The 13,701-nt window shown below is 58.1% G+C and carries 14 protein-coding genes, 1 tRNA gene and 1 pseudogene; 8 read left to right on the top strand and 8 right to left on the bottom strand.

The window, feature by feature from the left end:
• Positions 1-64 precede the first annotated feature (64 nt).
• From ACXAH3_RS09545 to ACXAH3_RS09535, 3 genes and pseudogenes are all read left to right on the top strand, one after another.
• Positions 65-1,066 (top strand): DctP family TRAP transporter solute-binding subunit, encoded by a 1,002-nt coding sequence (locus ACXAH3_RS09545; protein WP_474862316.1) that lies wholly within the window; start codon positions 65-67, stop codon positions 1,064-1,066.
• A gap of 112 nt (positions 1,067-1,178) precedes the next feature.
• A pseudogene (locus tag ACXAH3_RS09540) lies at positions 1,179-1,839 on the top strand (TRAP transporter small permease).
• Between the two features lie 3 nt (positions 1,840-1,842).
• Positions 1,843-3,234, top strand: coding sequence for a TRAP transporter large permease (locus ACXAH3_RS09535; protein ID WP_474861856.1), 1,392 nt, complete (start codon positions 1,843-1,845; stop codon positions 3,232-3,234).
• A gap of 121 nt (positions 3,235-3,355) precedes the next feature.
• Here ACXAH3_RS09535 and ACXAH3_RS09530 read toward each other — a convergent pair whose 3' ends face one another.
• From ACXAH3_RS09530 to ACXAH3_RS09500, 7 genes are all read right to left on the bottom strand, one after another.
• Positions 3,356-3,550, bottom strand: a complete 195-nt coding sequence (locus tag ACXAH3_RS09530) for a YgaP family membrane protein (RefSeq protein ID WP_474861855.1) — start codon at positions 3,548-3,550, stop codon at positions 3,356-3,358.
• Between the two features lie 78 nt (positions 3,551-3,628).
• The gene (locus ACXAH3_RS09525; protein WP_474861854.1) at positions 3,629-4,288 is read right to left on the bottom strand and encodes a Crp/Fnr family transcriptional regulator; all 660 of its coding nucleotides are present in this window, start codon (positions 4,286-4,288) and stop codon (positions 3,629-3,631) included.
• 25 nt (positions 4,289-4,313) lie between these two features.
• The gene (gene mmsB, locus ACXAH3_RS09520) at positions 4,314-5,186 is read right to left on the bottom strand and encodes a 3-hydroxyisobutyrate dehydrogenase (protein ID WP_474861853.1); all 873 of its coding nucleotides are present in this window, start codon (positions 5,184-5,186) and stop codon (positions 4,314-4,316) included.
• Between the two features lie 10 nt (positions 5,187-5,196).
• On the bottom strand, positions 5,197-6,225 hold the full coding sequence (locus ACXAH3_RS09515; RefSeq protein ID WP_474861852.1) for an enoyl-CoA hydratase/isomerase family protein: 1,029 nt from the start codon (positions 6,223-6,225) through the stop codon (positions 5,197-5,199).
• Positions 6,225-7,376 (bottom strand): acyl-CoA dehydrogenase family protein, encoded by a 1,152-nt coding sequence (locus tag ACXAH3_RS09510; protein WP_474861851.1) that lies wholly within the window; start codon positions 7,374-7,376, stop codon positions 6,225-6,227. Before ACXAH3_RS09510 ends, ACXAH3_RS09515 begins: the two co-directional genes overlap by 1 nt.
• A gap of 140 nt (positions 7,377-7,516) precedes the next feature.
• Positions 7,517-8,650 carry a carboxylate-amine ligase gene (locus ACXAH3_RS09505; RefSeq protein WP_474861850.1) on the bottom strand — a complete coding sequence of 378 codons (1,134 nt, stop codon included), beginning with the start codon at positions 8,648-8,650 and terminating at the stop codon, positions 7,517-7,519.
• Between the two features lie 129 nt (positions 8,651-8,779).
• Positions 8,780-10,279 (bottom strand): CoA-acylating methylmalonate-semialdehyde dehydrogenase, encoded by a 1,500-nt coding sequence (locus ACXAH3_RS09500; protein ID WP_474861849.1) that lies wholly within the window; start codon positions 10,277-10,279, stop codon positions 8,780-8,782.
• Between the two features lie 189 nt (positions 10,280-10,468).
• On the opposite strand from ACXAH3_RS09500, the gene ACXAH3_RS09495 reads away from it, so the two are divergent.
• The 4 genes from ACXAH3_RS09495 to ACXAH3_RS09480 all read left to right on the top strand — a co-directional run bounded on the left by ACXAH3_RS09495 (position 10,469) and on the right by ACXAH3_RS09480 (position 13,287).
• On the top strand, positions 10,469-11,365 hold the full coding sequence (locus ACXAH3_RS09495) for a LysR family transcriptional regulator (protein ID WP_474861848.1): 897 nt from the start codon (positions 10,469-10,471) through the stop codon (positions 11,363-11,365).
• A 92-nt stretch (positions 11,366-11,457) separates the two neighbouring features.
• Positions 11,458-11,892 carry a CBS domain-containing protein gene (locus ACXAH3_RS09490; protein WP_474861847.1) on the top strand — a complete coding sequence of 145 codons (435 nt, stop codon included), beginning with the start codon at positions 11,458-11,460 and terminating at the stop codon, positions 11,890-11,892.
• 164 nt (positions 11,893-12,056) lie between these two features.
• The gene (gene coaD / locus ACXAH3_RS09485) at positions 12,057-12,548 is read left to right on the top strand and encodes a pantetheine-phosphate adenylyltransferase (protein ID WP_474861846.1); all 492 of its coding nucleotides are present in this window, start codon (positions 12,057-12,059) and stop codon (positions 12,546-12,548) included.
• Between the two features lie 280 nt (positions 12,549-12,828).
• The gene (locus tag ACXAH3_RS09480) at positions 12,829-13,287 is read left to right on the top strand and encodes an MmcB family DNA repair protein (protein WP_474861845.1); all 459 of its coding nucleotides are present in this window, start codon (positions 12,829-12,831) and stop codon (positions 13,285-13,287) included.
• Between the two features lie 6 nt (positions 13,288-13,293).
• Here the strand turns inward: ACXAH3_RS09480 and ACXAH3_RS09475 are convergent, their stop codons facing one another.
• The gene (locus tag ACXAH3_RS09475; RefSeq protein WP_432447823.1) at positions 13,294-13,503 is read right to left on the bottom strand and encodes a DUF6324 family protein; all 210 of its coding nucleotides are present in this window, start codon (positions 13,501-13,503) and stop codon (positions 13,294-13,296) included.
• Between the two features lie 106 nt (positions 13,504-13,609).
• On the opposite strand from ACXAH3_RS09475, the gene ACXAH3_RS09470 reads away from it, so the two are divergent.
• Positions 13,610-13,686: transfer RNA gene (locus ACXAH3_RS09470), tRNA-His, on the top strand.
• Positions 13,687-13,701 lie beyond the last annotated feature (15 nt).

The following is a 13,701-nucleotide window of genomic DNA, read 5'->3' as shown; positions in this document are numbered from 1 at the left end:
CGTAAACCAATAGGGCAGTCGCCCGAAACGGGCGCGTTTTTCTATCTGTCTGGGAGGACACCACATCAAATTCCTGACCATGGCCGCCTCGGCCCTTGCCAACGCTGCATCCGTCACGACCGCCCAAGCGGCGTGCGATGACGGCGAGATCGTCATCAAGTTCAGCCACGTCACCAACACCGACAAACACCCGAAAGGGATTGCCGCATCGCTTTTGGAGCAGCGCGTGAATGACGAGATGAACGGCAAAGCCTGTATGGAGGTCTATCCGAACTCGACCCTTTACAATGACAACCAGGTTCTGGAAGCGATGCTGCAAGGCGACGTTCAACTGGCCGCTCCGTCGCTGTCGAAGTTTGAAGCCTTCACCAAGCAATTCCGCATCTTCGATCTGCCCTTCATGTTCAAAAACATGGAAGCCGTGGACGCGTTCCAGCAGGGTGAAACCGGTCAGGCGATGAAAGAGTCGATGACCCGTCGCGGCCTTCTGGGTCTGGCCTTCTGGCACAACGGGTTGAAGCAGTTCTCGGCCAACAAGCCGCTTGAGATGCCGACCGATGCCGCTGGCCTGAAGTTCTGTGTCCAGACCTCGGACGTGCTGGTTGCGCAGATGGAAGCGCTGGGCGCTTCGCCGCAGCCGATGGCATTCTCGGAAGTATACGGTGCGCTGCAGCAGAAGGTTGTGGACGGTCAAGAAAACACCTGGTCGAACATCTATGGCAAAAAGTTCTTCGAAGTACAGGACGGTGTGACCGAGACCAACCACGGTCTGTTGGACTATATGGTCGTGACCAATGTGGACTGGTGGGAAGGTCTGCCGGCTGATGTGCGCGACCAGCTGGCCACCATCGTCGAGGAAGGCACCACCTTCCGCAACGGCGAAGCCTTCGCTGTGAACGAAGCCTCGAAGCAAGCGATCATCGACGCAGGCGGCACCGTGCGCCAGCTGACCGACGAACAGCGTGCAGCACGGCTGGAAGCGATGAAGCCGGTTTGGGCTCAGTTTGAAGCCGATGTAGGGGCTCAAAACATCGTAGAAGCCCAGAAAATCAAAGCAATGTACTAAGCGTTTCGGTCGGGGCGGGCCGCTGCCTGCCCCGACGCCACTGATCCCCGGCCCCGGCCAGACGTGACCCGTCTTTCGCCCGCGCGGCCCAACCTCATGGAGAGGAACCACCATGAGTTCCAATACACATAACACCAAAGGGTTCGAGGAAACGGCCATCGCGTTGCTTCTTGGCCTGATGGTGATGATCACTTTCGTCAACGTCGTCCTGCGATACGTCTTCAACAGCGCCATCATCTGGGGGCTGGAAGTCACCCTGATCTTGTTTGCTTGGCTTGTGCTTTTTGGCGTGAGCTATGGCGTGAAAGTCACCGCCCACCTTGGCGTCGACGCGCTGACCAACATGCTGCCTGCACGCGCCCGTCGCATTGTCGCGCTGATCGCCGCAGCCGTTTGCATCATCTATGCCTTCTTGCTGCTGAAAGGCGCATGGGATTACTGGGCGCCCTATGCGGCACTTGACCGGACCTCGGGTCGCTGGTTCCCGACCGGCTTTTGAAAAGACCCGAGATCAAGCATGGTACATCACAGATCAGGTGCCTATGCCCGAGGTTCTGCGCTTTCTGGAAGGCATGATCAATCAAGGCGAGACCTATGACAAACTGCCCCGCGTCGTGCCTTACACAATTCTGCCCGTTGGGGTTGGATTGCTGCTGTTCAGATTCCTGCAAGCCACAATGCGCATCTGGCGCGGTCAGCAGGACTCGTTGATCGTCAGCCACGAGGTCGAAGACGAAATCGACCAGATCAAAGACCATCAGTTGAAGGAGTAACCCATGGACGTCGTATTCCTCTTTGCCATGGTGATTGGCCTTCTGATGATTGGTGTGCCGATCGCGGTTGCGCTGGGCATGAGCTCGATCATCTTCCTTTTGGTGTTCTCGGACACCTCGCTGGCGTCAGTGGCGCAGAGCTTTTATCAGGCGCAGGCCGGGCACTATACGCTGCTTGCGATCCCGTTCTTCATCTTGGCGTCGTCTTTCATGTCGACGGGCGGGGTGGCCGCGCGGATCATCCGCTTCTCAATCGCTTGTGTGGGACACTTCCGGGGTGGGTTGGCCATTGCAGGCGTCTTTGCCTGTATGCTTTTCGCCGCGCTGTCCGGATCGTCCCCCGCAACTGTGGTTGCCATCGGGACAATCGTTATCGCGGCGATGCGTCAGGTGGGATACACCAAGGACTTCGCCGCTGGCGTGATCTGTAACGCTGGTACGCTGGGCATCCTGATCCCGCCGTCGATTGTGATGGTGGTTTATGCTTCGGCCGTTGAAGTCTCGGTCGGGCGGATGTTCCTTGCGGGCGTCATTCCCGGCCTGATGGCAGGCCTGATGCTGATGATTGCGATCTACGTTATCGCCACGATCAAGGACATGCCCAAGGGTGAGTTCGCTGGCTGGCGCGAGATCCTGTCCAGCTTCTCGGACGCGCTGTGGGGCTTGCTTCTGATTGTGATCATCATGGTCGGCATCTATGGCATCCCGGGCGTCACCGGCGCGCTGTTCACACCCACCGAAGCGGCGGCTGTGGCGTCGGTCTATGCGTTCATCGTGGCCTGCTTTGTCTATCGCGACATGGGACCGTTGGCCGATACGGGCGAGGGCAAGAAGACCTTGCTGCAAAAGCCGCAGGCTCTGATCACCGCGTTCTTCCACAAAGACACGCGTGGTACTTTGTTCGAGGCCGGTCGCCTGACCATTACCCTGATGTTCATCATCGCCAACGCTTTGATCCTGAAGCACGTTCTGACAGACGAACAGATCTCCCAGCAGATCGCCAACGCGATGTTGTCGGCGGGCTTTGGTAAGATCATGTTGCTGATCATCGTGAACGTCATCTTGCTGATCGGTGGCCATTTCATGGAACCATCGGGCCTGATCGTGATCGTGGCACCCTTGGTCTTCCCGATTGCCATCGAATTGGGCGTCGATCCGATCCATTTGGGCATCATTATGGTGGTGAATATGGAGATCGGGATGATCACACCGCCCGTGGGTCTGAACCTGTTCGTGACCTCGGGCGTGGCTGGAATGCCGATGATGAAGGTCGTGAAGGCGGCAGCGCCGTTCTTGGCTGTGCTCTTTGTCTTCCTGATCCTCGTGACTTACGTTCCGTTCCTGTCCACATGGTTGCCGACCATGCTGATGGGACCAGAGATCATAACGAAGTAAAAGCCATCCCCCTCCAAAAACAAACAGCGCCGGGCCCCAAAAGGTCCGGCGCAAACTTTTCCACTCGCTACTAAAACCTGTCTATCGAAGGAGTGTTGAGATTCTCTGAAAGAAACCTGACCTAATTCTTAAGTTTGCAGGTGTTGATTCCGAAGATCGAATAGGCCGGGCAGGACCCCAGCGCACCAGTGACCAGCGGCACGATGCCGATCAGTGTCCAGATCGGACCGCCAGCGAAGAAATACCAGCCCAACAGTGCAAGACCCGCGACAACGCGTAGGATACGATCCAGATTACCTTCGTTACGTTTGAGCATGATGAACTCCTTTCCTTGTCTGAACCTTTGCTAGCAAGGCGCGCAAAGAAAGGCATGTGACGTGGTCACATTGGGCGTTTAAAACGCGGTTCCACTCACAATCGCGTTCAATGCCTTGCGGTCCAGAATGGTCACCACCCCGCGTTCATGCGCTACCGATCCGGCATTTGCCATCTTGTCCAAACGACGCGAAATGACCTCGCGCGCCGTGCCAATTGCTGTCGCCATCTCGGCCTGCGTCATGTGCAACGCGCCATCCGGGCCGGAGCGGTCCAGAATAAGCGCGGCCAGCCGTGCCTCGACGCTCATGAACGATACGTTTTCGATCAACTGCATCATCGACTGCATCCGCTCGGCAAAGGCGCCGAACACCAGACGCCGAAAACCGGGCGAGCTGTCTAGTAGGGCGAAGAACACGTCGCTTGGGATCAGAACCAAACGGGCAGGGGTCTCGGCGGTGGCTTCAGCAGTGTAGTCATCACCGCCCAACAGACCCAGCGTTGACTGGATGCAGCTTTGCCCCGGTGCCACGCGATACAGCAGAATGTCACGCCCATTGGGACCGATCAGGTTCACATCAACCTGTCCGGACAGCATGACGACATAGCCCTTCACGGCCTCGCCGTTGCTGAACAGAATGGCCCCTTTGGGGACCTCCATCGGGGTCAGTGTGTCCAGAAGTGCTCGGGCTGGCGCGTCCAGCCCGGCAATTTCTTCGGTGTGTTCGGTCCAACTCATATGCGCAAGCTAGACCGAACGCGTCTTAGCTGCGACCGCGTTTTTCAAACCGCGGCAACATGGCCGAGAAATCCATGCCCAGCCCGTTTTCGTTTTCGACGAACTGCGTGTAAAGGTCCGTGGCCGCTTGACCCATCGGGGTGTCCGCATCCGCAGCTTCGGCGGCTTGTTGGCTTAGGCGCAGGTCTTTCAGCATCAACTCGGCTGCAAAGCCGGGCTGATAGTCATTGTCTGCAGGCGACTGAGGTCCAACACCCGGTGCAGGGCAATATGCGTTCATCGTCCAGCTGTAACCTGACGAGGTCGACACGACGTCGAACATTTTCTGGCGATCCAGCCCAAGCTTGTCGGCCAGCGCGAAGGCCTCGCAGGTGCCGATCATCGTGATGCCAAGGATCATGTTGTTACATATCTTGGCGGCTTGACCCGCGCCGCTGTCACCGCAATGCACGGCTTTCTGGCCCATGATGTCGAACAGTGGGTCCGCCTTGGCAAACGCCTCGGCCGAGCCGCCCGCCATGAAGGTCAGCGTGCCGCCCGAGGCACCACCAACACCGCCTGATACCGGGGCGTCGACAGGCAGAAGGCCAGCGGCTGCGGCCTGTTCGGCGACAGCGCGGGCGCTTTCCACATCCACTGTCGAGCAGTCAACAAAGGCTGCGCCTTTATCCATCGCGGTCACGATTTCATTTGCAACGGCGCGCAGGATTTGGCCGTTGGGCAGCATGGTCACAACCACGTCTTTGCCGGCTGCCGCTTCGGCACCCGATGCGGCCAGCGCCACACCCTCGATCGCGACCGGGGCCATGTCAAAGCCGGTGACTTCGTGTCCCGCCTTCGCCAAGTTCGCCGCCATCGGGCCACCCATGTTGCCCAGTCCGATAAATCCGATTTTCATGAGATTCTCCCTAGAATGTCAGTTTCTTGTCGCCCAAGGGGGCAAGCATATGTTCGACTGCCTCTTGCGGCAGGTTTTCCATGTCGTGTTCCCAGTTCGGGGTGCGATCCTTGTCGATCACAGCGGCGCGGATGCCCTCGACCAGATCGGAATGTTCAAGCGCTCGATAAACAAAGCGGTATTCCAGTTCGAGCGACGCGCGCACGTCACGTGTTCCAGCCATCCGATGCAGCATCTCGACTGTGCAGGCCATCGACAGGGGCGAGTTTCGGCCCAAAAGTTCCAGCGTGTTCTCGGCGAACTGGCTGTCTTCAGCGCGCAGGGATGCGACGATCTCGCCCAAGCTGCCGCAACCGAAATGGGTGTCGATCATCGGCTGCATCGCTGACAGGTTGCCCGGGATCGGTGGGATCGCGGCGTCATCAATATGGCTAGGATCTCCGGTACGGATCAGATCCGCTTTCAGCGCGTCCCATTCGGCCTGACGTATCACATAGTCGGCAAAGCCCGAATGGATCGCGTCGCCCGGCGCAAGCCGCGCGCCGGTCATGCCGATATATTCACCCAACCGTCCCGGCGCATGGGCCAGGATCATCGATCCGCCCACATCCGGCACCAGCCCAATCCCGCATTCCGGCATCGCCATACGCGAGGACCGCGCCATGATGCGGTGCGAGCCGTGGCAACCCACGCCGACGCCACCACCCATGGTGAAGCCCTGCATGAAGCTGACCACGGGTTTAGGGAACTCAAACAACCGCGCGTTCATACGGTATTCATCGCGCCAGAAGTCTTGCGCACGGGTGTGATCGCCCGACAGGCCGATCTCGTAAATCTCGCGGATGTCACCACCGGCACAGAAGGCGCGGTCGCCTTCGGCATCGATCAGGATCAGCGCGACATCATCGTCATCGGCCCATTTGATCAGGGCTGCATCAATCGCCAAACACATGTCATAGCTGAGCGCATTCAGCGCGTCCGGGCGGGTTAAAGTGATCCGCCCAGCCTTGCCTTCTTTACGGATAGAGATGTCAGACATTAGCCGCGGTCGCGTTCTGCCAACAGTTGACGGCCCACGATCAGGCGCATGATCTCGTTCGTGCCTTCCAAGATCTGGTGCACACGCAGATCACGCACGATCTTTTCGATGCCATAGTCTGACAGATAGCCATAGCCGCCATGCAGTTGCAGACAGCCATTGGCCACATCGAAAGCGGCATCCGTGACCATCAGCTTCGCCATAGCACAGAACTTGGACGCATCATGCGCGCCATTGTCCAGCTTCCAGGCGGCCTGACGCAGGAAGGTGCGGGCGGCTTGCAGCTTGGTCTCGTATTCCGCCAGACGGAACTGCAGCGCTTGGAATTGGTCGATGGTTTTGCCAAACGCCTTGCGCTCGCCCATATATTGAAGGGTCAAGTCCAGCGCTTTCTGGGCCCCACCCAGCGCGCCGGCCGAGATGTTCAGGCGTCCACCATCCAGACCAGCCATTGCATAGGTAAAGCCTTTGCCTTCCTCACCCAGCAGGTTTTCATGGGGCACGGTGCAGTCGTCGAACTGCACTTGGGAGGTCGGCTGTGCTTTCCAGCCCATCTTGCGCTCGTTTGCGCCAAAGCTCAGACCCGGTGTGCCAGCCTCGACGACAACGGTCGAAATGCCCTTGGGACCGTCTTCGCCAGTGCGGCACATGGTGACGTAAACGTCCGAGTAGTTGCCGCCCGAAATGAACGCCTTGTTGCCATTCATCACATAGCCCGCATCGGTCTTTTCGGCACGGGTTTTTAACGCCGCCGCGTCGGAACCCGAGCCGGGTTCGGTCAGGCAGTACGAGAACACCTTTTCCATCGAGCACAGCGCAGGCAACCATTTCTGCTTGTCTTCTTCCTTGCCGAACTTGTCGATCATGCCGCCGCACATATTGTGGATGGACAGGAAGGACCCAATTGCCGGATCCGCCATCGCCAGCGCTTCGAAAATCAGCGTGGCGTCAAGGCGCGACAGGCCGGAGCCGCCGTATTCCTCGGACACATAGATGCCGCCAAATCCCAGCTCGGCCAGTTGTGGCCACAGCTCTTTCGGGATGGTTTCTTCGGCCTCCCATTTTTCGGAGTTCGGGGCGATATTTTCTTCCCCAAAGCTCTTGGCCATGTCGAAAATGAGGGTCTGTTCCTCGGTCAGCGCGAAATCCATCTGGTCCTCCCGTCCACGTGTGTGGGTGCAACTTATGGCGCAATCCTTACAGGAGTTTTTCAAGCCTCGTCACAGTTCCGCAGCGTCCTTACGTCAACTTGGCGCTAAGCTATCGTAAAACCACGTAGAAATACGGTATTTTACAGTCCGTCATGGAAGGCGTCGACCAGATGGCGGACCACGTCACGCAGCGCTTCTTCCTTCGGTTTTTCGGCTTGAATGCTGTCTTGGAAAACAGCGCGTTGACGGTCGGCCGCCGTGCCCGCTGCCAGAATGGTACGTGCGTTTTCGATCTCGGCCTGACACCCAAGGGCCTGGGCATCTTCGGCGGTCAGCGCGATAATTTCTTCAAGTAGCGCATCGAAGCCCACAATCTCGCCCAGACCAAAGTCGATCAACCCGCCCGTCACGCCATAGCGCTGGGCCCGCCAGCGGTTTTCGCCGACCAGAAAGTTGTCATAAAGCCTCCAGCGCTGGTTCTTGGCTTTCAAGCGCCACAGCATACGGGTCAGACATTGGATCAACGCAGCAAGCGACAGCGTGTCTTCCAGCCGGGGTTGCACGTCGCAGATCCGCGCCTCGATCGTTGGGAACCGGGCTGAAGGGCGCAGGTCCCACCAGATTTTCGAGCTGTCCTCGATCACGCCGATATCCACCAGCGCCTGAACCGAGCGCTCGTATTCCGACCAACTGCCCAACTGAGGCGGCAGGCCCGTGCGCGGCAGGTTGTCAAAGACTGTCAGGCGATAGGACGCAAGCCCGGTATCCTCGCCCTGCCAAAAAGGCGAGCTGGCGGACATGGCCAGAAGATGCGGCAGGAAATAGGTCAGTTGGTTCACAAGGTCGATCCGCGTGTCGGGATCGGGGATGCCCACATGCACATGCATCCCGCAGATCAGCATCCGCCGCACCACACCCGCCAGATCGCGGCGCAGGTCGTTGTATCGCTCTTTGTTGACGTGGTGTTGGTCTTTCCAATTGGCAAAGGGGTGGCAGGACGCAGCAATCGGGGCCAGCCCGTATTCCTTTGCGTTCTTGGCAACGCACGCGCGCAGGCGTTTCAGGTCATCGCGGGCTTCAGATACATTGGCGCAGACGCGGGTGCCGATTTCCATCTGGCATTGCAGATATTCGGGGCTGACTTGGCCTTCCAGCTCGGCGCGGCAGGCCTCCATCATCTCGTCCGGGGCTTCGCTCAGGGCAAGGCTTTCGCGATCCACCAGCAGGTATTCTTCCTCGATCCCGATCGAGAATGTGGGGGCTTGTCGGGCCATGGCCTTTCCTCCTGTCTGCGTCGCGTAGATCCACTTTGACAAGAGAATGCCGTTTGAACAAGCGGGCAGAGCACCCAAAGCAAAACGCCCCGGCCAATGACCGGGGCGTTTCTTTCACTTGCGAGTGGTTTAATCCATGGCTTTGAAGTTGAACTCGCCGCCTTCTTTGATGCCCGACGGCCAGCGAGAGGTCACGGTTTTGGTGCGCGTGTAGAACTTAAACGCATCCGGGCCGTGCTGGTTCAGGTCACCAAAGCCCGACTTCTTCCAGCCGCCAAAGGTGTGATAGGCCAGCGGAACTGGGATCGGAACGTTGATGCCAACCATGCCGATGTTGATCCGGTTGGCAAAGTCACGGGCGGTGTCACCGTCACGGGTGAAAATCGCGGTGCCGTTGCCGTATTCGTGATCCATGGCGTGACCGATGGCTTCCTCATAGCTTTCAGCGCGAACCATCGACAGAACAGGGCCAAAGATTTCCTGCTTGTAGATGTCCATATCGGTGGTGACGTTGTCGAAAAGATGCGGGCCAACAAAGAAACCGTCTTCATAGCCTTGCAGGCTGAAGTCACGGTTGTCGACAACCAAATCAGCACCTTGCTCCACGCCCGAGTTGATCAGACGCAAGATGTTTTCCTTGGCGGCCGAGGTCACAACGGGGCCATAGTCCACGTCGTCGCCTGCTGTATAAGGCGCGACTTTCAGCTTCTCGATACGCGGAACCAATGCGTCACGCAGTTTGTCGCCGGTCTCTTTGCCCACGGGCACAGCAACCGAAATCGCCATGCAGCGTTCGCCAGCAGCGCCGAACCCAGCACCGATCAGCGCGTCTGCGGCCTGTTCGATATCGGCGTCCGGCATAACGATCATATGGTTCTTCGCGCCGCCGAAACATTGTGCGCGTTTGCCGTTGGCAGTTGCGCGCGAGTAGATATAGTGCGCAATCGGGGTCGACCCCACGAAGGCAACGCCTTGAATGGTTTCGTTGTCCAGAATGGCATCAACCGAGTCTTTGTCGCCGTTCACAACCTGCAGAACGCCGTCGGGCAGGCCTGCTTCTTTGCACAGTTCAGCCAGCATCAGCGGAACCGAGGGGTCACGCTCGGATGGCTTCAAGATCATCGCGTTGCCTGCGGCCAGTGCCGGACCCATGCCCCACAGCGGGATCATGGCAGGGAAGTTGAAGGGCGTGATCGACGCCACGACGCCCAAGGGCTGACGCATGGAGTACATGTCGATGCCGGGGCCAGCCGAGTCGGTGAATTCACCCTTCATCATCTGGGCAGCGCCGATGCAGTATTCGATCACTTCCAGGCCACGTTGAACGTCGCCTTTTGCGTCGGGGATGGTTTTACCGTGCTCGCGCGACAGGGCTTCGGCCAGCTTGTCCATGTCACGGTTCAGAAGACCAACCAAAGCCATCATGACGCGGCCGCGTTTTTGCGGGTTGGTGGCGCCCCAAGCCTTCTGAGCTTCGGCGGCTTTGGCGACGGCGTCGTCCAGTTCGGCCTTGGTGGCAAGGGCAACCTGCGCCTGTACTTCGCCGGTGGCGGGGTTGAAGACGTCGGCAAAGCGGCCCGACGTGCCGTCGACCATCTGGCCGTTGATCCAGTGTCCAAGTTTCTGCATGGTAGTTCTCCCAAATTTCGTGGGCAGGATAGTCTTGCAGAATTGCCGGGAAAAGGGGTAGTTTTCCAAAAGCGTTTTGCGTTTTTGCAAGGCCTTGGCGTGTAAGTGATTGGGGTAAGGGGCGTTGCCCCTCTTGGCCTTTGGCCAATTCACCCAAGGTATTTTTGGCAAGAGGAAGGGGCGACGGCGTTGGACTGGGATGATCTGAAGGTGTTTTTGGCGGTGGCGCGGGGGGAAAGCCTATCGCGTGCAGGCCGTGTATTGAAGCGGGATGCTGCCACTGTTGGCCGGCGGGTGTCGAAGTTAGAGGCTGATCTGGGCCTACCTTTGTTTACGAAGTCGCCTCAGGGGTATGCGTTGACGGATGCGGGGCTGCGTCTGATGGCCCATGCCGAACGGGCTGAACAGGCGGTAATGTCAGGCATTGACGAATTGGCGGGGCAGGTGGGGCAGTTGTCTGGGCAGGTCAGGATCGGCGCGACGGACGGGGTGGCCAGTTTTATCCTGCCGCAAGTATGTGCTGCGATTCAGCGTGATCATCCCAATCTGGAACTGCAGATTGTGGCGCTACCTCGTGTGATCAACCTGTCCAAGCGCGAGGCGGATATGGCGATTACGGTGTCGCCCCCTCAGACTGGGCGGATCACAGTGCAGAAAATCACGGATTATCACCTGCATCTGGCGGCGTCGTATGAGTATCTTAGGCAAGCGCCGCCATTGGAGCGTTTGGCCGATCTGCGCCATCACCCTGTCGTTGGCTATATTCAGGATATGATTTCCTATCCCGAGTTGGATTTTTTAGAGGACCTTGGGGTCGAGAAAACCGCGCTGGCGTCAAACCTTGTGTCGGTTCAGTTGGGGCTGGTGAAGCAGGGTGGCGGGGTCGGTGTGACGCATGACTTCATCTTGCCCTCGACCCCCGAACTGAAGCGCGTTCTAACCGATGAGCTTTCGATCCGGCGGTCCTTTTATTTGGTGCGCCACGAGGGCGACGCGCGGATGGAACGGTTCGCGCGTGTTGGCGAAGAGCTTATGCGCGGCATCCGGGACGAGGTCGCGCGCTTAGAGGGTCCGGTCGGCGGATAGTGCTGCATGCGTAAAGACCTCTTGACATTTTGTTGCGCGCGGGGTGACGCTGGGGACAGAAAAATACAATATATACAGACAGGAGAGCGCCAATGCTCATTCACCAGATCCTCAAAGACAAAAACCTCGAGGGCGTTGCCACGGTCAAGCCGGGCAGCAAGGTGGCGGACGCGGCGCAGTTGTTGTCAGAGAAAAAGATTGGTGCCGTCATTGTGTCTAGAGATGGGGTGCATCCGGCAGGGATTCTGTCCGAGCGTGATATCGTTTCCGAGCTGGGCAAGGTTGGAACTGGGTGTTTGGATAAACCGGTGGATGACCTGATGACCGAGAAGCTGATCACCTGTGCACCGGGCGACCGGGCCATTCAAGTTTTGCAGACCATGACCGAGGGCCGCTTTCGCCACATGCCTGTAATGGAAGGCGATGAAATGGTGGGGCTTGTGTCGATTGGAGATGTTGTCAAAGCACGACTTAAAGAGCTGTCACAGCAGGCGGATGCGCTGAAAAACATGATCATGGGGTACTGATCCGAAACGCAGTGCCAGATTTCCGCGTTGTGGGCGTTTCGAAACAAACTTGTGTCTCAAGTTTATCTCGAAACGCTTTACGTAAGAATACGCTGCACTGCCGAAATTGCTTGCAATTGGGTGCGCCATAATGTTGCGTGCGCCCACTGTAAGGAGACCAGATCATGCGCATCGGATTGTATCCCGGAACTTTCGACCCGATCACTTTGGGGCATACAGACATCATCCGCCGCAGCTGTGCCTTGGTGGATCGACTGGTGATTGGTGTCGCGATCAATACCGGCAAGGGGCCTCTGTTTTCCTTGGAAGAACGTGTCGCCATGGTCGAGGCCGAGTGCGCGAAGCTGTCGGATGAGACCGGCACCGAGATTATCGCCCATCCGTTCGAGAATCTGCTGATCGACTGCGCCAAAGATGTGGGCGCGCAGATCATCGTTCGCGGACTGCGGGCTGTGACGGATTTCGAGTATGAATATCAGATGGTTGGTATGAACCGCGCGATGGATGACAGCGTCGAAACAGTGTTCTTGATGGCCGAAGCGCGCTATCAGGCGATTGCGTCGAAACTGGTGAAAGAGATTGCGAAGCTGGGTGGGGATATCTCGAAATTCGTACCTGCTGACGTGCGCACGGAACTTTTGAAAAAGATGCGCTAAGGCACCGAATTGATGGGGGAAGTGGCGGCCCCACCGCGACCGTCGGGGTCTGAATTCCCGAGGACCTGTATATACAGGTGGGCGCCGGGTAAGTGGACCACGGCCCAAACAGAGCCAGCTCCCTCGGAATTGCTTAAGGCCACCGGAATTTTACCCGCATGTGACGCGAAGGGCAGAAGCCGCCTTGGCCTAGATAGGTGCCGGGGGCGTCGGGCGCAAGGGGAAGTCAGGACGCGCGCGCTGGATTGACAATTTGTTCACTAAATGTTCGATTGACCTTATGACCCTTTCTGAACAATCCCTGATGCCCGGACAATTGCTGGCGCGTGGCGTGTGTCGCCATATGCTGAGCCATGGGTTCGTGACAGTCGAAGAGCTGGTGCCGACGCGCGGGCTGCGGGTCGATGTGATGGCTTTGGGCCCAAAGGGTGAGATCTGGGTGATCGAATGCAAATCTTCTCGCGCGGATTTCACATCGGACAACAAATGGCAGGGGTATCTTGAATGGTGTGACCGCTATTTCTGGGCCGTCGATGCGGATTTCCCGACCGAACTTTTGCCGGAGGAAACAGGTCTGATCATCGCCGACAGCTATGACGCCGAGATCATGCGCATGGGGCCGGAAGACAAACTGGCGCCAGCGCGTCGCAAAGTGATGGTTCAGAAATTTGCCACACATGCCGCGCGCCGGTTGCAGGGCTTCCGCGATCCCGGCGTGGCGGCTTTGGTCAACGTATAGAAAACGTTACTTTTTCTTCGACTTGGCGCTGTCCGCCAGCGCGCGCGCCTGTTTGGCGGCGACCATCAGTTCCTCGGCGATTTCTTCGGCCTCTTCCGGTTCGAAATCCATCGGCAGTTCCACACCGCCACCTTCGACATACAGGCGCACCATCCCGATCGAGGTTGGCCCGATTTGAAGGTTTGCGTCGATGTCACTTTCGTCATTGATGCCCATGTTTGGCCTCCTGAATTTCTTGGGATCGGGTTAGTGCGCTTTCGTGCATTTTTCAACCCGCGACCTCTTGCAAAGCCCCGCGGGTGGGGGTAAACGCATCCAGCGTGCCGACATAGCTCAGTAGGTTAGAGCGCTTGATTGTGGATCAAGAGGTCCCCCGTTCGAGCCGGGGTGTCGGTACCATCCCCCCTTACAGTG

The sequence above is a fragment of the Aliiroseovarius sp. ABM4_368 genome, assembly GCF_056161205.1.
The sequence above is the reverse complement of the archived record's forward strand: the minus strand, read 5'-3'. Positions and strand labels throughout refer to the sequence as shown.

Bases quoted from the DNA above. Each gene is read 5' to 3' on its own strand.
- ACXAH3_RS09535 (WP_474861856.1), top strand. From the start codon at position 1,843: ATGGACGTCGTATTCCTCTTTGCCATGGTGATTGGCCTTCTGATGATT.
- ACXAH3_RS09530 (WP_474861855.1), bottom strand. From the start codon at position 3,550: ATGCTCAAACGTAACGAAGGTAATCTGGATCGTATCCTACGCGTTGTC.
- ACXAH3_RS09525 (WP_474861854.1), bottom strand. From the start codon at position 4,288: ATGAGTTGGACCGAACACACCGAAGAAATTGCCGGGCTGGACGCGCCA.
- mmsB (WP_474861853.1), bottom strand. From the start codon at position 5,186: ATGAAAATCGGATTTATCGGACTGGGCAACATGGGTGGCCCGATGGCG.
- ACXAH3_RS09515 (WP_474861852.1), bottom strand. From the start codon at position 6,225: ATGTCTGACATCTCTATCCGTAAAGAAGGCAAGGCTGGGCGGATCACT.
- ACXAH3_RS09510 (WP_474861851.1), bottom strand. From the start codon at position 7,376: ATGGATTTCGCGCTGACCGAGGAACAGACCCTCATTTTCGACATGGCC.
- ACXAH3_RS09505 (WP_474861850.1), bottom strand. From the start codon at position 8,650: ATGGCCCGACAAGCCCCCACATTCTCGATCGGGATCGAGGAAGAATAC.
- ACXAH3_RS09500 (WP_474861849.1), bottom strand. From the start codon at position 10,279: ATGCAGAAACTTGGACACTGGATCAACGGCCAGATGGTCGACGGCACG.
- ACXAH3_RS09490 (WP_474861847.1), top strand. From the start codon at position 11,458: ATGCTCATTCACCAGATCCTCAAAGACAAAAACCTCGAGGGCGTTGCC.
- coaD (WP_474861846.1), top strand. From the start codon at position 12,057: ATGCGCATCGGATTGTATCCCGGAACTTTCGACCCGATCACTTTGGGG.
- ACXAH3_RS09480 (WP_474861845.1), top strand. From the start codon at position 12,829: ATGACCCTTTCTGAACAATCCCTGATGCCCGGACAATTGCTGGCGCGT.
- ACXAH3_RS09475 (WP_432447823.1), bottom strand. From the start codon at position 13,503: ATGGGCATCAATGACGAAAGTGACATCGACGCAAACCTTCAAATCGGG.